This is a genomic window from Pseudomonas xanthosomatis (assembly GCF_019139835.1).
Lineage (GTDB): Bacteria > Pseudomonadota > Gammaproteobacteria > Pseudomonadales > Pseudomonadaceae > Aquipseudomonas > Aquipseudomonas fakonensis.
This window is the reverse complement of sequence record NZ_CP077075.1, coordinates 1639386-1664834: the sequence shown is the minus strand read 5'-3', so window position 1 is coordinate 1664834 and position 25449 is coordinate 1639386. Positions and strand designations below refer to the sequence as shown.

The following is a 25449-nucleotide window of genomic DNA, read 5'->3' as shown; positions in this document are numbered from 1 at the left end:
ATCCTTCCAAGTGTGCTGAAAAATGCACAATTCACCCTGGCTCACCTTGTTTACCAGTTCACTAAGCTGGCGATCCTCCCGCTAACAAAGAACCGCGGGTTCCCTGCCCCGTATCAAGCCCAATACGCCAGGGTCCCCCCACCTTCATCCTCTGTGCCGAGTCAGCCACCCTGATAGCGATACTTGATACTCACCCAGCTCGAACGGCCCAATTGCCCCGCGCTGACGGCTTTTCTTAGCACAGGGCGTGGGGCTCCGGCCTTGGCAAAATCGAGGGTTTCAGGTGTTCCAAGTGCTAGCAAGAGCATAACACTCTGATTTATATAGATAAAATTACAAAACCCTATTTCACAATGGAGGTGTAACACTAGTTGTAGCTGTGCGGACGGTGTAACAAGCAGTGGATGGGCAATCTACGAAGGCTTGACTTGTGAAAGCCGCTATGTCTCGCGGATCGGTCCCTACGGTGCCGCCGCTCGCCCCCCACCGGCCAAAGGGCCCATAGTCTAGAGCTGTATAGAAGATTGCCTCCTTTTGCAGAATAGATATCATTGAGCCATAAGGTTGAAGCGCCAGGGTTACAGGAAAATCCCACGAGACACTCAAGGAGGAAACACGAATGGACCGCTCTATCCCTCCATCCCACAGAGAACCCGCCGACGCTATCAAAACCCGCCCTGTCAAGCAGCGGTCCGCGAAGCTAGGGCCAGCCCAAGAAATAACGCATATTCAGGTGCTGCTAGGTTTCCGCCACCCTCTCTTGCAAAAATCGCTTAAAACAGCCGCTACCTCAAATCACCGAGTAGGCGAAGGGAATATCCTTCGCAGAAATTCATGTGAGAACACTATCTGGAGCAATTATTTATTGCACCGAGAATTTTTCAACGAAAAATTATGGGACAACAAAGCAGGTATGCTTGATGAATAATCAGATAGCGAGAAGAGAAAAATGGAGCATTGACTTCGAAACATTTGCTCCGCAAGCTGCAGCTTTAGCACCAATGAAGACTTTGGATATAAAAACACGCCACCAAGTCAGGGCTATTATAACTGCGGATCGCCTGGAAGCCGTTAGGCTTTTGAACGGGCTACGAGAAAGCAAAACAACGAAAATACTCTGCAAAATCGAAGACATACTAAGACTTCACCCGGAAAAACTCACACCCCCGCTATTCCCTAATGAAGCACTGACAAAAGAAGACTATTACAGGCTTTCAGTAAGACCCGCAAACAAGCAAATAGAGCAAATAGAGCTTCTTTTCGCCGCGAACCGAACAAAAGTTTTAGACTTGATAGCGAGCATTAGCTTGCTTGATCGAGAAATTATTAAATGTAAATATGAGCAGGCCCACATAGTTCTCCAAAAAATCTTAAACGAATTCGGATCCAGTCAAATACTTTTGAGGAAAGCCGCACTCCTCAAGGCCCTCCATCAAAACATTAACGAGACGACAATTGTGGAGCGTATGCTCGACAGTGCTGGGCTCGGCAGCAATAACGTCATTGTAAGCTCGATTGTTCAGTGTTTTAAGGAGGACCAGGACTGGAGCGGATTGAAACGTTCAATCATGAGCCTCGCTAGCAGGGGGAATAGAAACAAATATACACGAGACATAGCTCGAATCGCGTTCCACCCTCATGCAAAGAATACTGAAGATCTTGCACACCTCATACAAAGCTCGCTTCAGAGCTCTCTGATAGACGCATTACTCATATTAAAAGTAAACAAACATATAATCCAAAGCCCCGAGCTAAGTGAGCTTTTCGATATCTGGGATTCCCAATTATTATCAATAGGTGACCTAGCAACCCCATATATTGGAAAAGAAGACGGCGAGTCGACATTTTATAAAAGAACAAGCGCTTTTCTAGAAAACTCAAAAGTTTCTGACTACCGATTGCTTATTGACCATTTTTACGACGACCCTACTTCAGATTACTTTGTACTAGACGACAGCCTTATCGAGCGGATCTCGAAATGGGCAAACTCATGCCTAACCTTAAATGATCTCGCCAAACCTGTACCAATGACGCGCCACTCTTGTAGTACCCTACAGCAGTTAGAGCTTGAGGGCCTCATTACAAGGTCAGCTATGTTCAATTATTTATCCTTCATCAGTGAAGGAAAATCACAAATAGATGAAAATGCACTATTTACAATCATGGGAAAAACTCACGATCTAGTGCGAACTCATCATACAGAAATATTAAAGAAAATGGCGAGCTTCGCTTCAACGCCCCTTTCAAAAATAATCTATCACTTACTTATTGCAAGAAAGAGCAAAAACGAAGCTGACGATCACTTGCTCAGGCGGCGACTTCAGGAAATCGTCAAAAAAGACTTCAATTCTGAACTGGTATCTTTTGTAGAATCGCTATCCAAGAGATCACCCGCAGTCGCCATATATACGTACGAGTTATGCACCGAAGACTTTATTGCAAAACTCGTTCACATCATCAAATCGTCAGCTCAAATAACAGAGACACGTGCCGCTCTACACCAATGGATGGGGGAACACACAAAAGACAACTACTTTTTGGGGAGAGCACGCGCCCTACTAATCGACCATCAAATAAACAGAGTCAGAAACGAACTTGACGACAATAGGATATATGTTGATCACGCACGATTCGCCGAATGGTTCAACGACGAACTGCTACGGGAATTTAATAGCGTTTTAGCTAGCATGGAGCATAACTTCGCGATAGGAATAAACGAAAATGCTCAACTACTAATGCTCATTGAAATCGCCTACGCTAATTTTTGTTCAAATAGTATTTTTGGAGTCGCCTCATATTTAGGCCGCCGCATTAGACACGGAACATTTAAAGGGCACTTGTACTCCGTAGTATCGGGCATTGAATCATCTCCAAAATATAATACTCTATTTAAAGACCCGGTTTTCCTGGGCCGCTGGGAAAACTGGAAGAGAGCTTACGCATCCAAAATTGATATTATTATTCGAGATCGACTCCACATTGAATCATCTACAAAACGCGATGGCCTGATAAAACCCACACTCTCTTCGCCAGCTAAGGTCGACATCGCCATTGCGTGCGGGAAAAACCTTATAAAAGACTACTTCGACCCTAGGTCCTCCAGACCGATTATCCCTACACTTACTGAGTATTGCTGGAGACTTGCAGAAGTAGATTTGAAAAATATAATTTCTTACATGAAAGGCCAGAAGGGAAATTTGATTAGCGCTGACCTTCTTGCAGAAATCAAGGCAGGTAACTATACGAGAAATATATCGAGTGAACTTGTCAAAGAATTTGTAAGAGAAATAACGCACAACGTTACAGAAAAGCTTAGCACCATGAACACTTGGTTCAAGAGACCAGTGAGCGTTTCGCCCAAAGCCTCGCTATCACTACTCTACAAAGCAGTTGTAGCGGAGGTAAAGGAAACGTTTCCTGAATTCGACCCTAATACCGACTACAACGAAATGAATGATATAGAACTAGTGGGTGGCCCTTATCATGTGATTTATGACGCCTTCTACGTTGTAGTTTACAACGCAGCGAAGCATGGTCAACCTGCGGGTGAAGTTGAGAAAGAATTTTTAGTATCAAGGACACTAAACGGCGTGACCGGGGAGCTAAAAATTACTATCGCATCAGATATAAAAGATTACCAAACAGAACAATATGTAAGCGAGCGACTTAAGCTCCAGCCGGGTGATGACATTGATAACGCTCATTTGAGCGAGGGCCGAAGCGGTATAAGAAAGCTTCACCAAATCGAGCGAAGCGATAAAAAATTCAAAGTCCGTGAAGTTTCCTGCCGCAATAGAAAAGTTTATGTATCGTTCACGTACGGGTTGGAGCATGTATAATGAATATCTTGATAGTGGAGGACGACAGCTTTAAAGCGAAAAGCCTGAAGGATTTCCTTAGTTCGACTTACAGCAAGCCGACAATAAGAATCGCCCCAAGCTTAGTAGATGCAATAGAGGCCGTAACAGATTCTACTTACGACTTAATCTTGGTCGACATGGCAATACCGAGCCATCCTGCAGTATCAGGAGAAGGTTCTCCTTTATCATTTCTATCAGGTGGGCTAGACGTTCTTTTGGAGCTAAGCTCCTTAGAAAGAGACGATCCCTGCATCGTTGTGACTCAATACCCTGAAATTCAGATAGGTGGAAAACTCTTTGCTATCAAAGACGCCGCCGCGCGCATTCGATCTTATTTAGGATGCGACGTAAAAGAATGCATTATGTACAACGAAGATTCTAAGGATTGGAAAGAAGAAATGGCACGAGTGATTAGCACACTATGAAAATATTAATGCTAGAAGACGATAAAGATAAAAAAAGTGCTATTGAAGCTGAAATTATTTCAGTTTCTCCTTCAATAGCTCTAACACATTGCATTACATTTTCAGACTTTATGATTGCTGTGCAACGTGAAAAGTACGACTTAATAATCTTGGACTTGCTTGTCCCATTATTCGATCAGAGTTCGGAACCTCAAGACGCAGGCGTCCAGATTGTTGATGTTCTGCATGACAGAGACTGCGTGAACTCTCGAACACCGGCAATTGCCCTAACGAGCTTCGATCAAGCTGCTGAAGGAAATTTCAAAGATTTAAACCAACTAGATGTTTCTGTGATCACTTACTTTCCGTCTGGAATCGAATGGAAAGAGGCTTTACATCAAAAGATATTATCCTGCATGCCACCTGAAAACTATGACTTCGTCATTATATGTGCCCTTCCAAAGGAAGCCAAAGGCTTCTGTGAAACTAAAGCAACTCTTGGAGGCATCAAAATTGTCGATGGCTTCCGGTGTCAAGAGCTAGCAATCGGCTCTAACAAAGGAGTTGTCATTACCCTTTCCAGAATGGGCCTGGTAAGCGCCGCAATTATCAGCTCCAGAGCGATTGATAGATTCAAACCAAAAATAATATGCATGTCTGGAATATGCGCTGGAATTGACGGCAAAGCAGAAATTTATGATGTAGTGGTCGCGGACCCATGCCATCAGCACGATCATGGTAAATGGGGAGCGGATGGGTTTGAGCTTGAACCATATGCTGTACAAATACCGCACTCACTACGACTAAAAATCGAAACACTTCTTGACGACAAGAGCTTTATGGAGAATATAAAAAATGGGATCAATCTAGCACGCGACGAATATCCCGCCGATAAAAACGAATTTGAGTTCGGGGTCATAATCGCACCGGCATCAAGCGGTAGCGCCGTTATTGCTGATGATGAAAAAACTTCCGAGGTACGAGAACAGCACCGAAAAGCAACAGCTTTCGAAATGGAGTCTTTTGCAGTCTACGAGGCAGCGAGAATATCACAAGGCCAACCAGTTTTTTTCAGTGCCAAGTCTGTTGTTGATGATGGAGGCAAAGGCAAGAGCGACCACTATCACAGAGTTGCATGCATTCTTTCAGCGCGTACAACAGTGGAGATTTTAGAAAACTATCTTGCTCTTGACAGCAAGTAGACAATAATGCCGGGGCTATCTCACAGCCTATTTTGTTATTTATTTAAATTCGCTCAATAAATATAGAGGATAGATATTTTTCTATCCTCTATTAATCAGAAATCTAAGACACCCACTTTCTAGTTACATTTTATATCACCTCGACTCCAAGAATCTTGGCCGGTGTATAATTGTGACTCATCAGAGCCAAATCTCTGTAAGCGCTCCATGAATCCCACATTCAAAGCGCTTACCTGATCCCCGATGTTGTGCTCCCGATTTCTTTCTGGAGTTCGCCGAGCATGATGCGACCCGACGCCAAAGTCGAAAAAGTGTACCTCTACCCCAAGCCCGTCGACTTCCGAAAGTCCATCGATGGCCTGGCTGCGCTGGTCGAACTCGATATCAAAGTGGCGGTGTTCGACCCGGTGCTTTTCGTCTTCCTCAACAAGCCGCGCAACCGCGTGAAGATCTTGTACTGGGAACGCAACGGCTTCTGCCTCTGACTCAAACGCCTGGACTCCGAACGGTTCAAAACCTCACCCGATCCGACTGACGTGGCCATCATACTGACCGTTCAGGAACTGAACTGGCTACTCGACGGCTTCGACCTCTGGCGCAACCGTCCGCATCAGGTTTTGACGCCTCGATACGTCGCCTGATTCGGTATAATCCGCGGCATGATTTCCATGCCCGAAGACCTCCCTGACGACCCTGTTCTGCTCAAGCAACTGCTTGAGCAGATGATCAACGAGCGGGCGTCCGACAAGGGCAAGATCGTTCATCTCGAAGAGGAAGTTGCGCTGTTGCGCCAGCGCCTGTTCGGGCGAAAGACCGAGCAGACAGGCGATGCGGCGACGCCACAGTTGCCGCTCTTCGACGAAGCGGAAAGCCTGGCAGAACCCTTGGATGAGGCCGGCGACGAAGAAGTCGTTGCACCGACCAAGCGCCGTGGTAAACGCAAACCACTGCCGGCTGATTTGCCGCGTATCGAGGTTGTCCACGAACTGCCCGAGCATGAGCTGACGTGCGCTTGTGGCTGCCGCAAACATGCCATTGGTGAAGAGGTCAGCGAACAGCTTGAAATCGTCCCGATGCAGATTCGCGTCATCAAACATGTTCGCAAGGTGTATGGCTGCCGCGACTGCGAGTCAGCGCCCGTAACAGCGGACAAGCCTGCCCAGGTGATCGAGAAGAGCATGGCTAGCCCGAGTGTGCTGGCCATGCTGCTCACCACCAAATACGTAGACGGCCTACCGCTTCATCGCTTCGAAAAAGTGTTGGGGCGCCACGGTATCGATATCTCGCGCCAAACCCTGGCACGCTGGGTGATTCAATGCAGCGAGCACTTCCAACCGCTGCTGAATCTGATGCGCGAAAGCCTGTTGAGCAGTCGGATCATCCACTGTGATGAAACGCGTGTGCAGGTGTTGAAAGAGCCGGGTCGTGAGCCCAGCAGCCAATCCTGGATGTGGGTGCAAACCGGCGGCCCACCTGAGCGGCCAGTGATCCTTTTCGACTACGCCACCAGCCGAGCGCAGGAGGTGCCGACGCGCCTGTTGGATGGCTATCGCGGCTATGTCATGACCGACGACTACGCCGGTTACAACGCGCTAGCTGCACAGGACGGCGTGGAGCGGTTGGGCTGCTGGGCGCACGCACGCCGCAAGTTCGTCGAAGCGCAGAAAGTGCAGCCCAAAGGTAAAACCGGGCTCGCAGACATCGCCCTGAATTTGATCAACAAGCTGTATGGCATCGAGCGCGACCTTAAGGACGGCAGCGATGAAGATCGTAAGGCTGCCCGCATGGAGCGCAGCCTGCCATTGCTGGCTCAGCTGAGAAGCTGGGTAGAGAAAACGCAACCTCAGGTCACGATGCAGAATGCCTTGGGCAAGGCCATCGGCTACTTGGCCAGCAACTGGAGCAAGTTGGAACGCTACATCGAGCACGGCTGCTTACCGATCGACAACAACGCAGCCGAGCGTGCGATCCGCCCGTTTGTCATCGGCAGAAAGAACTGGTTGTTCAGTGACACGCCCAGAGGGGCGACGGCCAGTGCGCAACTTTACAGCCTGGTCGAGACGGCCAAAGCCAACGGCCAAGAGCCCTATGCGTGGCTGCGCCACGCACTGGAACGCCTGCCGCAGGCGTTCTCCGTGGAAGATTACGAAGCGCTGCTGCCGTGGAATTGCACGCCTAAAATACATAGTTAAGTGCTCCCCCATCGTGGGTCAGATGGGGCCTACGAAGCGCTTGAAGGACAAGAGCGGGGTAACGACCATGGAATACGACGAAAAACTGATTGAAGACGCAGTGCTTGCCTTGTTGGCAGCCTATAGCTCCGACAAAGGTAACGCGTGGAAAGGATTTGACTTCGAGATCATGAATCGACTGCATGGACGGGGTTTCATCAGTGATCCAGTTAATAGAAACAAATCCATCTGGTTGACGGCGGAGGGGCTGGAGCGAGGCCGACAGCTAGCTGACCAGTTGTTCGGGTTAAAGACTCAAGCGGGGCAGGTGCCCGACTCGAATACCTGATTTCCCCGTCCTTCATGTAACGGGTGGGGTTTATGGATCGCTTACCGTGTAAAGCACTTTTGATCACACGCCCTTTGCTTGGGCCGCAACCATGATCTCGTTCTGTCGCTTAGCGGCTTCAACTAGGACGGCGGTGTAAACGCGCTTCTTCTCGTCAGCTTTCGCATTGCGTATGAACTCAGCGAAGGAGCTTTTGACCTTCTCAGAATGCGACTTGAATGGATTCATCGACACCTCCTCCCCCATAGTAGCGACCAGCCACTCGCAGGCGAGTCGCCTTGCCCGATCTGAAAAGCAAAAAACCGCCCGAAGGCGGTTTATCAGCCCGATAGAGTAACTGAACACTATCGACATTCTGGTGCCGGAGACAGGAATCGAACCTGCGACCTTCGCGTTACGAGTGCGCTGCTCTACCGACTGAGCTACACCGGCGTGTTGCGCAACGTACCACTGCCGTGGCGGTTACGCAAACCCCTGTTTCAACTCACTTTCAGGGTGCCTTGCAGCCGTTTGGCGCAAGGTCTTGCTCCACCGTGGTGGCGCAGCTCCAACCGGCCTGGGTGCGGGTGAGCGTGAGGGTTTTGCCCAGTACGTTGACCGGGGCATCGGCCAGGGTGCAGACGATGCTGGCGGTGCCGGCGGCAGCGTTGCCGCTGGCGGTGATGGCGCAGTGGGCGGTGGCGGGTTGGCCGCCGAGGCTTGCGACGTCGGGGACATCCTTGCCGCTGTTCAGGCGCACGTCCATCGGGGTTTTCAGGGCGGTGATTTCCAGCAGCGCGGCGCTGGCTTTGGCGCTGGACTGGTGGTTGGTGTACATCGGGATGGCGATGGTCGCCAGGATGCCGATGATCGCCACGACGATCATCAGTTCGATCAGGGTGATGCCGCGTTGCCCTTTCATGAACGGTATTCCTTTGCAATGCGTTAAGGCCGGACTGGCTGACGAGGCGCCTCCGCCGGCAGCGGCGCAGTAGGCCTGAACCGACACCTTTTGTCACCCCTGGGCGGCGGTGCGTCATCGTTGCTGGACTACTCTAGTGACCGTCACGCCAACGCGCCCGGGGTTGGGCCCGGCAAGCTGTTACGGGACTTGTCGCACTACTGCAAAGGACTCGCACATGCACACCTCTACCCGCCTGTACGCCTGGGAAGGCGTCAATGCATCCGGTACTTATCAACAGGGCCAACAGGCCGGGCGCAGCCCGGCGTTCGTGCAGGCGTGGTTGCGCCAGCAGGGTATTCGCGCCACCCGGGTGCGGCCGGCGGGCGGGGTGCGCTGGCGCTGGCCGCAGCGGGCGGGCAAGGCGGATGCGGCGGGGTTCAGCCGGCAACTGGCGACGCTTTTGACGGCGGGGGTGCCGCTGTTGCAGGCGTTCGAAGTGATGGCGCGCAGCAGTGCGAATGCCGCCATGGGGGCGCTGGTGGCGAGGTTGAAACAGGATGTGGCGGCGGGGTTGGGGTTTGCCGACGCCTTGCAGCGCCACCCGGCGTGGTTTGATGGGCTTTACTGCAACCTGATTCGGGTGGGTGAGCAGTCGGGCACGCTGGACCGGCAACTGGAGCAGATGGCGGTGATGCTGGAGACGCGCCAGGCCCTGCGGCAGAAGGTGCGCAAGGCGATGCTGTACCCGGCGCTACTGTTGAGTACCGGGCTTGGGGTGGCGGCGTTGCTGTTGCTGGAGGTGGTGCCGCGTTTTGAGGGGATGTTTGCCAATGCCGAGCAGGCTTTGCCGGCCTTTACCCAATGGGTGATCGACTTGTCCGCAGGGCTGGGCCGGCATTTTGGCTGGCTGGTGGCGCTGCTGATGTTGCTGGGCGTGGGGCTGCGCGAGCTGTACCGGCGGCACCTGCCGGGGCGTTTGTGGATGCTGCGCCTGGCCTTGCGGGTGCCGGTACTGGGGCGCTTGCTGGGGCAGGCGGCGCTAGCGCGGTTTGCCCGCAGCCTGGCCACGGCCTATGGCGCAGGGGTGGCGTTGCTGGATGCGCTGGGCACAGTGGCGCCGGTGAGCGGCAACAGCCTGCACGAGGCGGCCATTCGCCGCCTGCGCCAGGGGGTGGCGAACGGAATGGGGTTGCAGCAGGCGATGGAGGCGGACGGGTTGTTCCCGCCGCTGTTGTGCCAGCTGGTGGCGGTGGGCGAAGCCAGCGGCACCCTGGACCTGATGCTGAGCAAAGCGGCGCAGCATTACGAAACTCAGGTGGCCGAGGCGCTGGGGCAGTTGACCGCGCTGCTCGAGCCGGCCATCGTGCTGACCCTCGGGCTGCTGGTTGGTGGCCTAGTGGTGGCGATGTACTTGCCGATCTTCCAGTTGGGTAGCCTGATCTGAACATGAATGCCTGGACCGTTATCGTCGACCATCCGCCCTTCTTCTATTGCCTGGCTGCGCTGCTGGGGTTGCTGGTGGGCAGCTTCATCAATGTGCTGGCGTACCGCTTGCCGGTGATGCTCGAGCGCCAGTGGCAGCGCGAGGCGCAAGAGGTGCTGGGGCTGCCGGAAACCGTGCACGAGCGTTTCGACCTGTGCCTGCCGGCCTCGCGCTGCCCGCACTGTCAGCACCGTATTCGGGCGTGGGAGAACATTCCGGTAGTGAGCTACCTGGCGCTGCGCGGGCGTTGCTCGGCGTGCGAGGGGCGCATTGGCGTGCGCTACCCGCTGGTGGAGCTGGGCAGCGCGTTGCTGTCGTTGCTGGTGGCTTGGCACTTTGGGCCGGGGCTGGCGGCGTTGCTGGTGATGCTGCTGACCTGGGGGTTGCTGGCGCTTAGCCTGATCGATGCCGACCACCAACTGCTGCCGGATGTGCTGGTGCTGCCGTTGCTGTGGCTGGGGCTGGTGGTGAATGCCTTCGGGCTGCTGGTGCCGCTTGGCGATGCGCTGTGGGGCGCGGTGGCGGGCTACCTGAGCCTGTGGTCGGTGTACTGGGTGTTCCGCCTGCTGACCGGCAAGGAGGGCATGGGCTTTGGCGACTTCAAGTTGCTGGCGATGCTCGGGGCCTGGGGTGGTTGGCAGATTCTGCCGGTAACGCTGATGGGCGCGTCGATTGCCGGGGCGCTGATCGGGCTGGTGTTGCTGCGCCTGCAACGCGCGCAGCGGGGTACGCCACTGCCTTTTGGGCCTTACCTGGCAATTGCGGGGTGGATCGCATTGCTCTGGGGTGATGAAATAGTCGCCTCTTACCTGCAACTACTTGGCCCCTGATGAGCACAGCGCCCTTCACCCCCTGGATTCTTGGCCTGACCGGCGGCATCGGCAGCGGCAAAAGCGCCGCCGCCGAGCGTTTCGTCGAGCTGGGCGTGCACCTGGTCGATGCCGACCAGGCGGCGCGCTGGGTCGTCGAGCCGGGCCGCCCTGCCCTGGCCAGCATCGTCGAGCGCTTCGGGCTCGGCGTGCTGCAGGCGGACGGGCAACTGGACCGCGCGGCCCTGCGCCAGCTGATATTTGCCGACCCTGGCCAGCGCCAGTGGCTGGAGCAATTGCTGCACCCGCTGATCGGCCAGGAGATTTTCAGCTACCTGGCCAAGGCCGAGACGCCCTATGCGGTGTATGTGTCGCCGCTGCTGATCGAGTCGGGGCAATACCGCAAGACCCAGCGCATTCTGGTGATCGATGCGCCGGCCGAGTTGCAGGTGCAGCGCACCCTGGCGCGCGACAACACCAGCCCCGAACAGGTACAGGCGATTCTCAAGGCCCAGCTGGCCCGGGAAGAGCGCCTGCGCCATGCCGATGACGTGGTGGTCAATGACCGGGACCTGCAAGCCTTGCATGACCAGATTGACCGCCTGCACCACTTTTACCTGACTTTGCGAGGAGGCCAGCCATGAGCCAGCCAATGACCGTTGAATGCCCGACCTGCGGGGCGCCTGTGGAATGGGGGGACAAAAGCCCGTTTCGGCCGTTTTGCTCAGACCGCTGCAAGCTGATCGACCTGGGGGCCTGGGCTGCGGAGGAGCACAAGATCGCAGGGTCGCAGGAGTCTGAGGATGAGCTGTATTCGGGGGAGCTTGAGCCTCGACACTGAGGGTTTGCCTGGTTGAATGCCATCGCGGGGCAAGCCCGCTCCCACGCTGCCTGGTGTTGTTGAGCTGGGGCGTGGGTTTTGAAGACCAAGGGTGCAGCGCAGTACCTGTGGGAGCGGGCTTGCCCGCGAAGCAGGCGACGCGGTGTCTGGCACCGGCTTCGCCGGTGTTCGCGGGCAAGCCCGCTCCCACAGGGACCGCACCAGCTTTTAGAAATTGAGCAAGACAGTTGCTCCCACCTATTTACGATCCCGACTCAGCGCTCGTCGCCCTTCCACGGCGCCTGCAGGTAGCGGGTGCGGTTGAAGGTTTCCAGCCATTCGGGGCAGAACACCACCAGGGCGCTGATCACCGTGCCGTTGATGAACGCCTCGGGGAACATCATCAGCCACAGGTAACCGATGAAGTCGCTCAGCCACTCGGGCAGGGCGAACAGGCCGTCCAGCCACAGCAGGCCGAGGGCTGCCAGCACGCAGAGCACCACGGTGAGTGCGGCGGGGAAGAAGCCGCAGCAGAAGATGTACACGAACAGGTTGCGTGGCTGGGCACGCTCCACCAGCAGCGCGCAAACTTCGGTGATCAGCACCGGCAGGCCGACGATCAGCAGGCCGTTGACGCCCAGCGCGGCAAGGTCCTGGCGGCCGAGCAGCAACAGCCCGAGCTGGGCGAGAAAGCCACCGAGAATGGCCAGCGGCCAGTCCAGCAACAGGGTGACGGCAGTCATGCCGAGAAAGTGGTAGGACACCCCGGTGTCGAAGTCGCGGCGCACCAGCCACAGCGCGAACAGGCCGAACACGGTGCCGAACAGCAGGTGCTGGCGGCGGCTGTCGCTGACCAGCTCGACCCAGCGGGTGCGGCTGGCGGCCCAGGCCAGCAAGGGCAGGTAACCGAGCCAGCCGAGGGTGAGGCTGGTGCTGGACAATACCTGTGCGCTGATCACCTGGTGAATACCCCTGGCTGCCTTGTGGACAAACCTGAGTCTACACCCATTCCCTGTCGCTGATTCCTACGCACAAACAGCATCTTACCGTCATGGATTAGCGACTAAGCTTGAACCCATGGACGACTCAGACTACTTGCGCCTGCTTACCATCCAGGCCGAACAAGCCAATGCATTCCTGTCCAATGCGCGCAAATGGGAGCGCGAGCGTTGGGTCTGCCAGCGCCTGCTGCAAGGGCTGAACATTCCGTACCGCAGCGACGACTTCACCCCGGCCGGGCAAGAGCCGCCGGATGTGCTGTTTCGCGATGCGGCGTTCGAGGTGTTTTTTGTGCTGGACGAGGGCCGCCGGCTCAACGATGAATGGCGCGAAGAGTTGCAGCGTCGGCGCAGCGCGTTCTCGCTGAGCCAGCTGGTACGCCGCGAAGCGCGGCCGCGGCGGATCAGCGCCCAGGAATTGTTGGGGCGCCTGGCGCCGACCTTGCGCAAGAAGGCGCACAACTACCGCGAGCGCGGGCTGGACCTGGGCGAGCTGGACATCATCGCCTTCGCCAGCCTCAAGCGTGAGGTGCTCGACCTCAACAGCCACTTCCCGCCGCCCACCGAATACCTGCGCCAGGGCTGGCGCTCGCTGTCGCTGGTGGGGCCGACCTTCGCCCGGGTGCTGTTCGCCCACCCGGATGCGCCGGACTTTCTGCGCGGCAACCTGGGGCGCAGCATCGTGTTCGATGTGGGCATCAGTCTTTGATCCACTGCCGAGTGTGTTTGCAATGGCGTACACTCGGCGCCAGGGATAGAAAGCATTATCATTTGTTTCAAGTGCTTGCGTGAACGCTGTGGCGTGCACGCAGTCTCATACGTCTACCTGACGAGGCCCACCATGACCAGCCGCCTGAGCCCTGAAGATCAGCGTCGCGTCGATGAGTACCTGAGTGCCCCCCAGCATCGTGTCGAGCGCAGGCCCTTCCGGCCTTGGCTGCTCCTGTTGCTGGTGGTGGCCGTGACCATCGGGTTGGGCCTGTTGAGCCGCTTGCTGAGTGGGTTGGTGCTATGAGCTGCCTTGCGCTCGCCCTCCCCTCGTGCCGTGCGCGGTCGGGCCTTGTGCCCACGAATTCCGTAAAACTTGTGAGATATCCCCATGACTCATCGCATCGTGATTGTCGGCGGCGGCGCCGGCGGCCTGGAACTGGCGACCCGCCTGGGTAAAACCCTGGGCAAGCGCAAGCAGGCCGAGATCACCCTGGTCGACGCCAACCTGACGCACATCTGGAAGCCGCTGCTGCACGAAGTGGCCGCCGGCTCGCTGAACTCCTCGGAAGACGAACTGAACTACGTGGCCCAGGCCAAGTGGAACCACTTCAACTTCCAACTGGGCCGCATGAGTGGCCTGGACCGTGAAGGCAAGCAGATCCAGCTGGCCGCCACCCTCGATGAAGAGGACCGCGAGCTGCTGCCTGCGCGCACCCTGGGCTATGACAGCCTGGTGATTGCGGTGGGCAGCAACACCAACGACTTCGGCACCCTGGGGGCGGCGCAGCACTGTATCTTCCTCGACAGCCGCAAGCAGGCCGAGCGCTTCCACCAGCAGTTGCTCAACCACTACCTGCGCGCCCACGCCGGTGCGCCGGAAAGCGGCAAGATCAGCGTGGCCATCGTCGGTGCCGGCGCCACTGGCGTGGAGCTGGCAGCCGAGTTGCACAACGCGGCCCATGAGCTGGCGGCCTATGGCCTGGACCGCATCCAGCCGAAAGACATGCACATCACCCTGATCGAGGCGGGCCCGCGGGTACTGCCGGCGCTGCCGGAGCGCATCAGCGTGCCGGTGCACAAAACCCTGGAAAAACTCGGCGTGACGGTGATGACCAACGCTGCGGTCAGCGAAGTGACCGAGGACGGCCTGAAAACCGCCGGCGGCGAAGTGATCCAGGCGAGCCTGAAGGTGTGGGCGGCGGGCATTCGTGCGCCGGGCTTCTTGAAGGACATCGACGGGCTGGAGACCAACCGCATCAACCAGCTGGTGGTACGCCCTACCCTGCAGACCACCCTGGACGACAATATCTTCGCCTTTGGCGACTGCGCCGCCTGCCCGCAGCCGGGTAGCGACCGCAACGTGCCACCACGCGCCCAGGCCGCGCACCAGCAGGCTTCGCTGTTGGTGAAGGGGCTCAAGGCGCGCCTGGAAGGCAAGCCGCTGCCGAGCTTCGAGTACAAGGATTATGGCTCGCTGGTGTCGCTGTCGCGGTTCTCGGCGGTGGGCAACCTGATGGGTAACCTGATGGGCAGCGTGAAGCTGGAAGGCTGGCTGGCGCGGATGTTCTATGTGTCGCTGTACCGCATGCACCAGATGGCGCTGTATGGCGTGTTCCGCACGGCGATGCTGATGCTGGGCAGCAAGATCGGCCGCGGCACCGAGCCGCGCCTGAAGCTGCACTGAGGCTTACGCACACCCTGTAGGAGCCGGCCGGCGATGGGGCCATAAGCGCCAGCACATACCTGCAGGGCAAATGAAAAAGGGCATTCCGGTTGGGGTGCCCTTTTTTGTTGTGGGCTGCCTGGGCGGGCCCTGTCGCCGGCAAGCCGGCTCCTACAGCGGGCATGGATGGGCCGCGAATAGGGCGAGGATAAAACTCAGGCAAAAGAAAAAGGGCATCTCATTCGAGATGCCCTTTTTACATGGTGGGTCGTGTAGGATTCGAACCTACGACCAATTGGTTAAAAGCCAACTGCTCTACCAACTGAGCTAACGACCCGGAAAATGGTCGGGGTGAGGGGATTCGAACTCCTGACATCCTGCTCCCAAAGCAGGCGCGCTACCGGACTGCGCTACACCCCGAGATTGGCTCCGCGACCTGGACTCGAACCAGGGACCCAATGATTAACAGTCATTTGCTCTACCGACTGAGCTATCGCGGAACTGAACTTCGGTACAACCTTTACAGCTTCGAAGCCTGTGTTAGCTTCGAACTCTTTAGCGTTGTCGCTGCTGAGGCCGGCTATTCTACATTCTTCGTTTTGCTTGTCAACCACTTTTTTTCACTCAACTTACTGATTTGTAAGTTGTTTTGCGGTCACCGGTGTTGCTGGTGATTCGCTTAGTGCCTGACAGCGGGGCGAATATTAGGGGCACTCTGATTTTTGTGCAAGCATTTTTTTCAAAATTTTCAGCGAGTTAGCTGGAAGCCGGAAAATCAGGGGTTTGCGTTGACAGTGCCGATGCCATCGCGGGGCAAGCCCGCTCCCACGCACGGCCCCTTCGCCCATGAAAAAGCCCCGCTTTTGCGGGGCTTTCTGTTACTGCTGTGGTCAGCCGAAGACGATCTCGTCCCCGTCCACTTGTGCAGTGATCGCCGCGCCAGGCACGAACTGACCGCCAAGAATCAGTTGCGCCAGCGGGTTCTCGATCCAGCGCTGGATCGCACGCTTCAAAGGCCGTGCGCCATACACCGGGTCGTAACCGACGGCGATCAGCTTGTCCAAGGCCTCCGGGCTCAGGCTCAGCGACAGCTCGCGCTCGGCCAGACGGCTGCGCAGGCGGCCAAGCTGGATCTCGGTGATGCCGGCAATCTGCTCGCGGCCCAGGGGCTCGAACACCACCACCTCGTCGATACGGTTGATGAACTCGGGGCGGAAGTGCGAGCCCACGGCGTCCATCACCGCCGCACGCTGCGCCTCGCGGTCACCGACCAGTTCCTGGATTTGTGCCGAGCCCAGGTTGGAGGTCATCACGATGACCGTATTGCGGAAGTCGACGGTGCGGCCGTGGCTGTCGGTCAGGCGGCCATCTTCAAGCACTTGCAGCAGCACGTTGAACACATCCGGGTGGGCCTTCTCCACCTCGTCCAGCAGCACCACCGAGTACGGCTTGCGGCGCACGGCTTCGGTCAGGTAGCCGCCCTCTTCATAGCCGACATAGCCTGGCGGGGCGCCGATCAGCCGGGCCACGGAGTGTTTCTCCATGAACTCGGACATGTCGATGCGCACCATGGCCTCTTCGGTGTCGAAAAGGAACTCGGCCAGCGCCTTGCACAGCTCGGTCTTGCCCACGCCGGTCGGGCCGAGGAACAGGAACGAGCCGCTCGGGCGGTTGGGGTCGGACAGCCCGGCGCGGGAGCGGCGCACGGCGTTGGCCACGGCGGTGACTGCCTCGTCCTGGCCGATCACGCGCTGGTGCAGCAGGCCTTCCATCTTCAACAGCTTCTCGCGCTCGCCTTCGAGCATTTTCGACACCGGGATGCCCGTCCACTTGGACACCACTTCGGCGATTTCTTCCTCGGTGACCTTGTTGCGCAGCAGCTGGTTCTCGCTCTTGCCGTGCTGGTCGACCATCTGCAGGCTGCGCTCCAGGTCCGGGATGACCCCGTACTGCAGCTCGGCCATGCGGCTGAGGTCGCCTTTGCGGCGGGCGGCTTCAAGCTCTTGGCGGGCTTGCTCGATTTTTTGCTGGATCTGCGCCGAACCTTGTACCTCGGCCTTTTCAGAGGCCCAGATTTCTTCGAGGTCGGCGTATTCGCGCTCGAGGCGCTCGATTTCTTCGGTCAGCTTCTCCAGGCGCTTTTTGGCCGCTTCGTCTTCTTCTTTCTTCAGCGCCTGGGATTCCACCTTCAGCTGGATCAGGCGACGGTCGAGGCGGTCGAGCACTTCGGGCTTGGAGTCGATCTCCATGCGGATGCGGCTGGCCGCTTCGTCGATCAGGTCGATGGCCTTGTCCGGCAGCTGACGGTCGGTGATGTAGCGGTGGCTGAGCTTGGCCGCGGCAATGATGGCGCCGTCGGTGATGGCCACCTTGTGGTGCACTTCATAGCGCTCTTTCAGGCCGCGCAGGATGGCGATGGTGTCTTCCTCGCTCGGCTCTTCTACCAGTACCTTCTGGAAGCGGCGCTCCAGAGCTGCGTCCTTTTCGATGAACTGGCGGTATTCGTTCAACGTGGTGGCGCCGACGCAGTGCAGCTCGCCACGGGCCAGGGCCGGCTTGAGCATGTTGCCGGCGTCCATGGCGCCCTCGCCTTTGCCGGCGCCGACCATGGTGTGCAGCTCGTCGATGAACAGGATGATCTGGCCTTCCTGCTTGGACAGCTCGTTAAGCAGGCCTTTGAGGCGCTCTTCGAACTCGCCGCGGTACTTGGCACCGGCAATCAGCGCGCCCATGTCCAGCGCCAGCAGGCGCTTGCCTTTGAGGCCGTCGGGCACTTCGCCGTTGATGATGCGCTGGGCCAGGCCTTCGGCGATGGCGGTTTTACCGACGCCGGGCTCACCGATCAGTACCGGGTTGTTCTTGGTACGGCGCTGCAGCACCTGCACGGTGCGGCGGATTTCGTCGTCACGGCCGATCACCGGGTCCAGCTTGCCTTCTTCGGCGCGCTTGGTCAGGTCGACGGTGTACTTGTCCAGGGCCTGGCGCGACTCTTCGGCGTTGGCATCATTCACCGCCGCGCCGCCACGCAGGTTGTTGATGGCGTTTTCCAGGGCCTTCTTGCTCACGCCCTGGCCAAGCAGCAGCTTGCCGACCTTGCTGTTCTCGTCCATGGCGGCGAGCAGCACCAGTTCGCTGGAGATGAACTGGTCGCCCTTCTGCTGGGCCAGGCGGTCGGCCTGGTTGAGCAGGCGCGCCAGGTCCTGGGACATGTTGACGTCGCCGGTAGGGTTCTGGATTTTCGGCAACTGGTCGAGCTCTTTGCTCAACGCCTTGCGCAGGCTGTTGATGTCGAAGCCCACCTGCATCAGCAGTGGCTTGATCGAACCGCCCTGCTGCTCGATGAGCGCCTGCAGCAGGTGCAGGGGCTCGATGGCCGGGTGGTCCATGCCAACGGCAAGGGATTGGGAGTCGGATAACGCCAGTTGCAGCTTGCTGGTCAGTCGGTCTATTCGCATGGGGATACCTTCCTTTAAAGGGCAGGCGGAGCGATGGACAGCACCTTTGTGAAGAACCTGCCTGAGATGACAAATAGATAAGGCTGATTCTGGAAGATTCAAGCGTAGCGGGGTTGACGAGGGTCAGCCTGGTGGATCGGCATAGGGGCATTCGCGGGTAAACCCGCTCCCACAAGATGCTCACGGCCCTGTGGGAGCGGGTTTACCCGCGAAGAGGCCGCTACAGGCTAGGGGTATTCAGCCAAACCAGCGAAGCGAAACGCCCGCCCTGGGGCGTGCGGCGGTAGGAGAAGAAGCGCGGGTCGCTGACGGTGCACAGGCCACCGCCGTAAACGGCGGTGACGCCACGGGCAGCCAGACGGATGCGCGCCAGCTGGTAGATGTCGGCCAGCAGTTTGCCCGGGCGCTCGCCCGGTATAAAGGCCGCGAAAGCCTCGGGGTGCTGGGCGGTGAAGGCATCGCGCACTTCCATGCCCACTTCGAACGCCTGCGGGCCGATGGCCGGGCCCAGCCACACCAGCACCTCTTCGGGCGGCAGGGCCAAACGCTCGAGGGTGGCTTCCAGCACGCCACCGGCCAGCCCGCGCCAGCCGGCGTGGGCGGCGGCCACACGGGTGCCGGCGCGGTCGCAGAACAGCGCGGGCAGGCAGTCGGCGGTCATGGCGGTGCAGGCGATGCCGGGCTGGTCAGTCCAGCTGGCGTCGGCTTCGACGACCACGGCGGGGTTGGCGTCGGCCACTACCACGCCGTGCACCTGCTTGAGCCAGGCGGGCTGGATGTCGAATTCGGCGCTCAGGCGGCGGCGGTTCTCGGCGACCGCCAGCGGGTCGTCGCCCACATGGTCACCGAGGTTGAAGGTATCAAAGGGCGCCAGGCTGACGCCGCCGGCGCGGGTGGTGACGCAGGCGCGGACCGAGGCCGGGGCGGGCCAGTCGGGGAACAGCAGCGCCGGCGCCAGCTCACTCATCCGATGAAGCTCTCGCGGTCCTGGTCGAGCAGCGACAGCAGCCACTGGAAGTCATCCGGCAGTTCGGATTTCCATTCCATGCGCTCGCCGGTGGTCGGGTGGTCCAGTGCCAGGAAGCGTGCGTGCAGGGCCTGACGCGGGAAGTTTTTCACCGCCTCGACCATGGCCACGCTGGCGGCCGGCGGGATGCGGAAGCGGGTGCCGTAGGTTTGGTCGCCGACCAGCGGGTAGCCGACATGGGCCATGTGCACGCGGATCTGGTGGGTGCGGCCGGTTTCCAGCTTGACCCGCACATGGGTGTGCGAACGGAAGCGCTTGAGCACGCGGTAGTGACTGACCGCAGGCTTGCCGCCGTCGGTAACGGCCATGCGCTGGCGCTCACCGCCGTGGCGGCCGATCGGGGCGTCGATCTTGCCGCCGGCGATCACCACACCGACCACGATGCATTCATAGATGCGGCTGACCGAACGTTTTTGCAGCTGGTCGACCAGGTTGGTCTGCGCCTGCAGGGTCTTGGCCACCACCATCAGGCCGGTGGTGTCCTTGTCGAGGCGGTGCACAATGCCTGCGCGCGGCACGTTGACGATGTCCGGCACGTGGTGCAGCAGGGCGTTGAGCAGGGTGCCGTCGGGGTGACCGGCGGCCGGGTGCACCACAAGCCCTGCAGGCTTGTTGATCACCAGGATCTGGTCGTCCTCGTAGACGATGTCCAGCTCGATGTCCTGAGCCACCCATTCGCCCTGGGCTTCCTGCTCGGCTTCAAGGGCCAAAACAGAGCCGCTGTGGACGATATCGCGCGGCCGCAGTACCGCGCCATCGACGGTCAGGCGGCCATCTTTGATCCACGAGGACAGGCGCGAACGCGAGTACTCGTCGAACAGTTGGGCGGCGACTTGGTCGAGGCGTTGGCCGCCCAGTTCGGACGGGACCTCTGCGCTAAGTTGAATGATCTCGGACATGCTCGAATCGACGGGCGTTCAGCCTTTGGTTTCGGCTGCGCGCTTGTGGTTAAATACGGCTTCTTTTGCCCCGCGGTTTGGCCGGGGGCGCTCATCATAACAGGACGGCACCGCCCAAGACAGCGGCCGTCAAAGGGACGCAAGCCGCCATGCAAGTGAAACACCTGCTGCTGATCGCCATCCTCGGGCTCACCGCTGCCTGTTCCTCGAACAAGGAAGTCATTGACGAGAACCTCAGTGAGGCTGAGCTGTACCAGCAGGCGCAGGCCGACCTGGACAGCCACAGCTACACCAGCGCCGTGAACAAGCTCAAGGCCCTGGAGTCGCGCTACCCGTTCGGCCGTTACGCCGACCAGGCCCAGCTCGAGCTGATTTACGCCAACTACAAGAACACCGAGCCAGAAGCTGCCAAGTCGGCCGCCGAACGCTTCATCCGCCTGCACCCGCAGCACCCGAACGTCGACTACGCCTACTACCTGAAAGGCCTGACCTCGTTCGACCAGGACCGTGGCCTGGTGGCGCGCTTCCTGCCGCTGGACATGACCAAGCGTGACCCGGGTGCCGCCCGCGACTCGTACAACGAGTTCGCCCAGCTGACCAGCCGCTTCCCCAACAGCCGCTACGCCCCGGACGCCAAGCAGCGCATGATCTACCTGCGCAACCTGCTGGCCTCCTACGAAATCCACGTGGCCAACTACTACCTCAGCCGCGAGGCTTATGTGGCTGCCGCCAACCGTGGCCGCTACGTGGTGGAAAACTTCCAGGAAACCCCGTCGGTGGGTGACGGCCTGGCGGTGATGGTGGAGGCGTACCAGCGCATGCACCTGGACGAGCTGGCGGCCACCAGCCTTGAGACCCTCAAGCTCAACTACCCGGACCATCCGAGCCTGGTCGACGGCCAGTTCGTCGCCAAGGAAGACGAAAACGGCAACCGCTCGTGGCTGTCCAAGGCCACCCTGGGCCTGATCGAAACCGACACCCCGCTGCCGCCGGGTGAAACCCGCGCCAACCAGGACGTGGTGCGCCAGTTCCAGGACGCCCGCGCCGAGATGCCGCAGGAGCTGCTGCCCAAGGACGAGAACGGCGACCCGATCCTGCCGGAAGGCCCGAAAGAAGCCGAGAAAGACCGTTCGTGGTTCAGCTACATGACCTTTGGTCTGTTCGACTGACACGCCGGTACATGAGAAAGGGAGGTCTCGGGCCTCCCTTTTTTTATGCCTGCGTCCTAGACTGTCGGCTTCTTTTATCGACAAGCTGGACACCATGGTTCGCCTACTCTTCTGGATCGCCCTGATCGCTGCCGCCTTCTGGCTGTGGCGCAAGTTCAAGACCAGCCAGCAATCGCCTGCCGAGCCGCGGCTCGAAGACCCGCTGCGCATGGTGCGCTGCGCCCATTGCGGGGTGCACCTGCCCAATGACCGTGCGTTGCAGCGTGGCAGCGAGTGGTATTGCAGCCAGCAGCATCTGGAGCAGGGGCCGGGGCGCTGAGGCAGCCCATCGACGCACCTGTTCCCACAGGATCACGCACAACCTGTAGCAAGCACCGTACATGTGGGGCTTCAGCCGCGAAGCAGGCACCGCGGTGGATGGCACCGGCTCTGCCGGTGTTCGCGGGTAGACCCGCTCCCACAGAGATCGCACGGCCTTCAGGCCTGCATTGTACCTGTAGGAGCCGGCTTGCCGGCGAAGAGGCCGGTCAGCCCAGCCGCCCGGCCGGGGCGTAGGGCGCAGGGTCGATGATCGGCGGGCGCGCCAGCAGCAGGTCGGCGAGCAACTGGCACGAGGCCGGCGCCAGCACCAGGCCGTTGCGGTAATGGCCGCAGTTCAACCACAGGCCCGGGTGGCCCGGTACTTCGCCGATATACGGGATGCCTTCGGGTGAACCTGGGCGCAAACCGGCCCAGTGCCCCACCACTTCGGCGCCTGCCAGCGCCGGCAGCAGCTCGATGGCCGAGGCCTTGAGGCTGGCCAGCGCATCCTCGGTCGGGGTCTTGTCGTAGCCGGCGTGCTCCAGCGTGCTGCCCACCAGAATATGCCCGTCGCGCCGTGGAATCGCATAGCGCCCCTTGGCCAGCACCATGCTTGGCAAGAAGTCCTCGGCACACTTGAACAGGATCATCTGGCCCTTCACCGGCTCCACCGGCACATGCAAGCCAAGGGTCTGCAGCAGGTCGCCACTCCAGGCGCCGGCGCTGAGCACCACCTGGTCGGCAGCCAATAAGCCGGTTTCGGTCTGCACGCCGGTAATGCGCCCGCCCTCCTGAACGAAACCACTGATCTGGCAATGCTCGCGCAGGGTAACGTTGGGCAGCGCCAGCAGCGCGGCCTTGAGCGACTTGACCAGGCGCGGGTTGCGCACATTGGCCACCCCGGCCATGTACACCGCATGCCGGTAGCCTGGGCCAAGCACCGGCACCGCGTCATAGGCGGCCGAGATATCCACGGCGCTCAGCGGGCGCTGCTCGCGGGCGGCCCAGGCCAGAGCTTCGGCCTCATCGTCCAGGTCCAGCCAGTACAACCCGGTAGTGTGCACCTCTGGGTCCAGCCCGGTGCTGGCGAACAGGCGCTCGCCCAACTGCGGGTAGAAATCCTGGGACCAGTGCGCCAGGGCGGTCACGGCCGGGCTGTAACGCCACGGGTACAGCGGCGAGACGATACCACCGCCGGCCCAGGACGATTCGCGCCCCACTTCGCCCTGGTCGCAGACCACCACCTGGTCGACCTCGGCGGCCAGGTTGAAGGCGCTCAGCAGGCCGATGACTCCGCCGCCGACAATCACTACTTGCTTGCTCATCGCTAGATCCAACACCTGAAGTAATTCCACGGTGCACCGGCACCTCTTGATCTTCAGCTCCCCCAGCACTGCGTGGCGCTTTCGCTGGCGCCCAGGTTGCCGCGCACGCCAGCCTGGTCGAGCTGGAAGTCGCCGCACGGGTCAAGCGCCATGGACGTGCCCGGCAAGCGCTGAGCCAGCAGGGTGAAGCTGTGCTGATCGCGTTGGGCCTGCAAGCGGTAATGGCGGCTGCCCGTGGGCAGGGGTGTCACCAGCGAGTCGTCGTCGGCATAGCTACCGACACGGGCGTGGTGGCGCTCCAGGCGCAGGGCCGCATCGTGCAGCAGGCCGACCACTTCGCTGCGTGCGGCGCGCCGCAGGGCGTCGCTGTAACTGGGGTAGGCAATGGCTGCCAGCATGCCGATCAGCGCCACGACAATCAATGTTTCAATCAGGTTAAACCCTTGCTGCATGTCAGCCCTCCTGCAAACGCTGGCGCCAGCTGACCCGGTGCAGGGTGGCGGAGGCGTCCAGCGCGTATACCGCCTCCAGCACCTGGCGCGCGCGTGCTTCGCTGCTGATGGCGGTCACCCGCACCAAGGTCACAGGCTCACCGGGCGGCAGGCCAGCGGCACGGGTAGTGGTGCCCAGGTGTTGCAGCAAGACAAACCCACTGGGGGTTTGCTGCCAGGGCTGCACCGGCGCCTGGGGTGGAATTGCCGGTGGCAGGCAACTGACGCACGGCGGTGGCAGCGCGCCGGGCAACAAGGCCGCACCTTCGAGCAACCCGGCCTCGGCCTGCTCGAACGCCCGGGCAACCGCCAACTGCTCGCCCACCTGCCGCTGCCGGGCCTGCGCCTCGTGCAGCACCTGGGCCGCCAGCAGGCCCAGCAGCAGGCTCAGGCCGAGGGCCAGCAGCAGGGCCACCCCGCGTTGGCGGCTCATGCCTCAGCCGCCAGGTTGCGCAGCGCTACGCTGATGCGGTGCTGTTGCTCGAGCTGATGCCTTGGGTCGTACAGGGTGAGCTGTATATCAAGGCGCTCGCCCTCCTCGGCTTCGACCCGGGTCACCTGCAACGCCTTCACGTTGTCGATCAGGCTGGCGTTCTGGCTGCGGGTGATCAGGCTCAGGCTGCCGTCGCGCAGTTGGTAGCTGAGCCGGCGTACCGGCAGGGCGAGCAGGTTCTCCCCCGACACATGTTGGCCATGCTGCACCTTGGCCCAACTGTGGCAATCGGTGAGTACGGTCCAGTCCGGGGCGCCGGACAACCCCGGCAGCGCCGCGCCGACCAGTGTCAGGCTGCCATGGCCGATGGTGATTGGCTCGGCGAATGCCCGGGCGGTATCGGGGCTGCCGAAGTCTGCACCCTGGAGCTGCAGACAACCGAACATGCCGGCCATGCGCACATCCTCGGCGATACGCTGCAGCACAAGACGGGCGTCATCCTGCAAGCGCGCGGCGGCCCCCTGCTGGGTCCAGGCCTGATGCGCGGACAAAAACAAACGGCTGGCACCGGTCAACAGCAACGCAGCCAGGGCCAGCGCCAACAGGGTTTCGATCAGGCCGAGCCCGGTTTGCCGGCGCTTCATGGCAGCACCTTGCCTTGCAGGCGTAACTGCTGGGCCTCGGGCCAATGCAATTCCAATTGCAGAGTCTGCCCTTCGGGGCTGGTACGCACGCTGGCCGATGTGCCCAAGACCGTGACCACCTGCTCACGCCAGCGCGCCTCGTCGGCCTCCGACAGGCGCCCGGCTGCCCTCACCTGCTCCAACATGCCTTGGGCCAGTTGCAGCGCCTGGCCTTCGCGCCGGGCGCTGTCAAAGCCCTGCACGCCACGCATCTGCAACGCCGCCGCTGTCACCAACCCCAACCCCAGCACCGTCATTGCCACCAGTACTTCCAGCAACGCCACACCACCTTCCTTTACCTGCATCGTTCCCCT

27 protein-coding genes and 4 tRNA genes are annotated in these 25449 nt (G+C 59.5%); 16 read left to right on the top strand and 15 right to left on the bottom strand.

The window, feature by feature from the left end; genetic code table 11:
* Nucleotides 1-619 precede the first annotated feature (619 nt).
* The 7 genes from KSS93_RS07395 to KSS93_RS07365 all read left to right on the top strand — a co-directional run bounded on the left by KSS93_RS07395 (nt 620) and on the right by KSS93_RS07365 (nt 7986).
* Nucleotides 620-928: a hypothetical protein gene (locus KSS93_RS07395; protein ID WP_217887736.1), complete on the top strand. Its 309-nt coding sequence runs from the start codon at nt 620-622 to the stop codon at nt 926-928.
* The gene (locus KSS93_RS07390; protein WP_217887735.1) at nt 921-3839 is read left to right on the top strand and encodes a hypothetical protein; all 2919 of its coding nucleotides are present in this window, start codon (nt 921-923) and stop codon (nt 3837-3839) included. The genes KSS93_RS07395 and KSS93_RS07390 overlap by 8 nt, the downstream gene beginning before the upstream one ends.
* Nucleotides 3839-4285: a response regulator gene (locus tag KSS93_RS07385; RefSeq protein ID WP_225917309.1), complete on the top strand. Its 447-nt coding sequence runs from the start codon at nt 3839-3841 to the stop codon at nt 4283-4285. The genes KSS93_RS07390 and KSS93_RS07385 overlap by 1 nt, the downstream gene beginning before the upstream one ends.
* An 8-nt stretch (nt 4286-4293) precedes the next feature.
* Entirely contained in the window at nt 4294-5466 is a 1173-nt protein-coding gene (locus KSS93_RS07380; RefSeq protein WP_225917307.1) for a 5'-methylthioadenosine/S-adenosylhomocysteine nucleosidase family protein, read from the top strand.
* A gap of 281 nt (nt 5467-5747) precedes the next feature.
* On the top strand, nt 5748-5951 hold the full coding sequence (tnpB, locus tag KSS93_RS07375; protein WP_015372023.1) for an IS66 family insertion sequence element accessory protein TnpB: 204 nt from the start codon (nt 5748-5750) through the stop codon (nt 5949-5951).
* A 174-nt stretch (nt 5952-6125) separates the two neighbouring features.
* Nucleotides 6126-7658, top strand: coding sequence for an IS66 family transposase (tnpC, locus tag KSS93_RS07370; RefSeq protein WP_217887733.1), 1533 nt, complete (start codon nt 6126-6128; stop codon nt 7656-7658).
* 67 nt (nt 7659-7725) lie between these two features.
* Entirely contained in the window at nt 7726-7986 is a 261-nt protein-coding gene (locus KSS93_RS07365; RefSeq protein WP_217887732.1) for a DUF6429 family protein, read from the top strand.
* Between the two features lie 63 nt (nt 7987-8049).
* On the opposite strand, the gene KSS93_RS07360 is transcribed toward KSS93_RS07365, so the two are convergent.
* The 3 genes from KSS93_RS07360 to KSS93_RS07350 form a co-directional block, all read right to left on the bottom strand.
* Nucleotides 8050-8214, bottom strand: a complete 165-nt coding sequence (locus KSS93_RS07360) for a hypothetical protein (protein WP_217887731.1) — start codon at nt 8212-8214, stop codon at nt 8050-8052.
* A gap of 128 nt (nt 8215-8342) precedes the next feature.
* Nucleotides 8343-8418: transfer RNA gene (locus KSS93_RS07355), tRNA-Thr, on the bottom strand.
* 58 nt (nt 8419-8476) lie between these two features.
* On the bottom strand, nt 8477-8887 hold the full coding sequence (locus KSS93_RS07350; protein ID WP_217887730.1) for a pilin: 411 nt from the start codon (nt 8885-8887) through the stop codon (nt 8477-8479).
* A gap of 217 nt (nt 8888-9104) precedes the next feature.
* Between KSS93_RS07350 and KSS93_RS07345 the strand changes: the two genes are divergently transcribed.
* Genes KSS93_RS07345 through yacG form a run of 4 tightly spaced genes read left to right on the top strand, consistent with a single transcriptional unit; the run spans nt 9105 to nt 12002 of the window.
* On the top strand, nt 9105-10313 hold the full coding sequence (locus tag KSS93_RS07345) for a type II secretion system F family protein (RefSeq protein WP_217887729.1): 1209 nt from the start codon (nt 9105-9107) through the stop codon (nt 10311-10313).
* Between the two features lie 2 nt (nt 10314-10315).
* Nucleotides 10316-11182: a prepilin peptidase gene (locus KSS93_RS07340; protein ID WP_217887728.1), complete on the top strand. Its 867-nt coding sequence runs from the start codon at nt 10316-10318 to the stop codon at nt 11180-11182.
* Entirely contained in the window at nt 11182-11805 is a 624-nt protein-coding gene (coaE, locus tag KSS93_RS07335) for a dephospho-CoA kinase (protein ID WP_217887727.1), read from the top strand. Before KSS93_RS07340 ends, coaE begins: the two co-directional genes overlap by 1 nt.
* On the top strand, nt 11802-12002 hold the full coding sequence (gene yacG / locus KSS93_RS07330; protein ID WP_217841780.1) for a DNA gyrase inhibitor YacG: 201 nt from the start codon (nt 11802-11804) through the stop codon (nt 12000-12002). Before coaE ends, yacG begins: the two co-directional genes overlap by 4 nt.
* A gap of 254 nt (nt 12003-12256) precedes the next feature.
* On the opposite strand, the gene KSS93_RS07325 is transcribed toward yacG, so the two are convergent.
* On the bottom strand, nt 12257-12940 hold the full coding sequence (locus tag KSS93_RS07325) for an energy-coupling factor ABC transporter permease (RefSeq protein WP_217887726.1): 684 nt from the start codon (nt 12938-12940) through the stop codon (nt 12257-12259).
* A gap of 118 nt (nt 12941-13058) precedes the next feature.
* Here KSS93_RS07325 and KSS93_RS07320 point away from each other — a divergent pair, with 118 nt between their 5' ends.
* From KSS93_RS07320 to KSS93_RS07310, 3 genes are all read left to right on the top strand, one after another.
* Nucleotides 13059-13688 carry a DUF1780 domain-containing protein gene (locus KSS93_RS07320; RefSeq protein ID WP_217841778.1) on the top strand — a complete coding sequence of 210 codons (630 nt, stop codon included), beginning with the start codon at nt 13059-13061 and terminating at the stop codon, nt 13686-13688.
* 132 nt (nt 13689-13820) lie between these two features.
* The gene (locus KSS93_RS07315; RefSeq protein WP_217841777.1) at nt 13821-13994 is read left to right on the top strand and encodes a DUF3094 family protein; all 174 of its coding nucleotides are present in this window, start codon (nt 13821-13823) and stop codon (nt 13992-13994) included.
* Nucleotides 13995-14078: 84 nt separating this feature from the next.
* Complete coding sequence (locus tag KSS93_RS07310) at nt 14079-15374, top strand: NAD(P)/FAD-dependent oxidoreductase (RefSeq protein WP_217887725.1); 1296 nt, start codon at nt 14079-14081, stop codon at nt 15372-15374.
* A 240-nt stretch (nt 15375-15614) separates the two neighbouring features.
* On the opposite strand, the gene KSS93_RS07305 is transcribed toward KSS93_RS07310, so the two are convergent.
* The 6 genes from KSS93_RS07305 to rluD form a co-directional block, all read right to left on the bottom strand.
* A tRNA-Lys gene (locus tag KSS93_RS07305) sits at nt 15615-15690 on the bottom strand.
* Between the two features lie 6 nt (nt 15691-15696).
* Nucleotides 15697-15773: transfer RNA gene (locus KSS93_RS07300), tRNA-Pro, on the bottom strand.
* Between the two features lie 4 nt (nt 15774-15777).
* Nucleotides 15778-15853 (bottom strand) — tRNA-Asn (locus tag KSS93_RS07295).
* Nucleotides 15854-16243: 390 nt separating this feature from the next.
* Nucleotides 16244-18808 (bottom strand): ATP-dependent chaperone ClpB, encoded by a 2565-nt coding sequence (clpB, locus tag KSS93_RS07290; protein WP_217887724.1) that lies wholly within the window; start codon nt 18806-18808, stop codon nt 16244-16246.
* Between the two features lie 220 nt (nt 18809-19028).
* Nucleotides 19029-19775: a peptidoglycan editing factor PgeF gene (gene pgeF, locus KSS93_RS07285; RefSeq protein ID WP_217887723.1), complete on the bottom strand. Its 747-nt coding sequence runs from the start codon at nt 19773-19775 to the stop codon at nt 19029-19031.
* Complete coding sequence (gene rluD / locus KSS93_RS07280) at nt 19772-20734, bottom strand: 23S rRNA pseudouridine(1911/1915/1917) synthase RluD (protein WP_217841773.1); 963 nt, start codon at nt 20732-20734, stop codon at nt 19772-19774. Before rluD ends, pgeF begins: the two co-directional genes overlap by 4 nt.
* Before the next feature lie 149 nt (nt 20735-20883).
* Here rluD and KSS93_RS07275 point away from each other — a divergent pair, with 149 nt between their 5' ends.
* Both KSS93_RS07275 and KSS93_RS07270 read left to right on the top strand, forming a co-directional pair.
* Complete coding sequence (locus tag KSS93_RS07275; RefSeq protein WP_217841772.1) at nt 20884-21903, top strand: outer membrane protein assembly factor BamD; 1020 nt, start codon at nt 20884-20886, stop codon at nt 21901-21903.
* 94 nt (nt 21904-21997) lie between these two features.
* Entirely contained in the window at nt 21998-22222 is a 225-nt protein-coding gene (locus KSS93_RS07270; RefSeq protein WP_217841771.1) for a PP0621 family protein, read from the top strand.
* Between the two features lie 208 nt (nt 22223-22430).
* Here KSS93_RS07270 and thiO read toward each other — a convergent pair whose 3' ends face one another.
* The 5 genes from thiO to pilV are packed head-to-tail and all read right to left on the bottom strand — an operon-like array spanning nt 22431 to nt 25440.
* Nucleotides 22431-23528: a glycine oxidase ThiO gene (gene thiO, locus KSS93_RS07265; protein WP_217887722.1), complete on the bottom strand. Its 1098-nt coding sequence runs from the start codon at nt 23526-23528 to the stop codon at nt 22431-22433.
* A 53-nt stretch (nt 23529-23581) separates the two neighbouring features.
* Nucleotides 23582-23980, bottom strand: coding sequence for a type IV pilin protein (locus tag KSS93_RS07260; protein ID WP_217887721.1), 399 nt, complete (start codon nt 23978-23980; stop codon nt 23582-23584).
* 1 nt (nt 23981) lies between these two features.
* Nucleotides 23982-24452, bottom strand: a complete 471-nt coding sequence (locus tag KSS93_RS07255; RefSeq protein ID WP_217887720.1) for a hypothetical protein — start codon at nt 24450-24452, stop codon at nt 23982-23984.
* The gene (locus KSS93_RS07250; protein ID WP_217887719.1) at nt 24449-25096 is read right to left on the bottom strand and encodes a PilW family protein; all 648 of its coding nucleotides are present in this window, start codon (nt 25094-25096) and stop codon (nt 24449-24451) included. The genes KSS93_RS07255 and KSS93_RS07250 overlap by 4 nt, the downstream gene beginning before the upstream one ends.
* Nucleotides 25093-25440 (bottom strand): type IV pilus modification protein PilV, encoded by a 348-nt coding sequence (gene pilV / locus KSS93_RS26465; RefSeq protein WP_225917306.1) that lies wholly within the window; start codon nt 25438-25440, stop codon nt 25093-25095. The genes KSS93_RS07250 and pilV overlap by 4 nt, the downstream gene beginning before the upstream one ends.
* Nucleotides 25441-25449 lie beyond the last annotated feature (9 nt).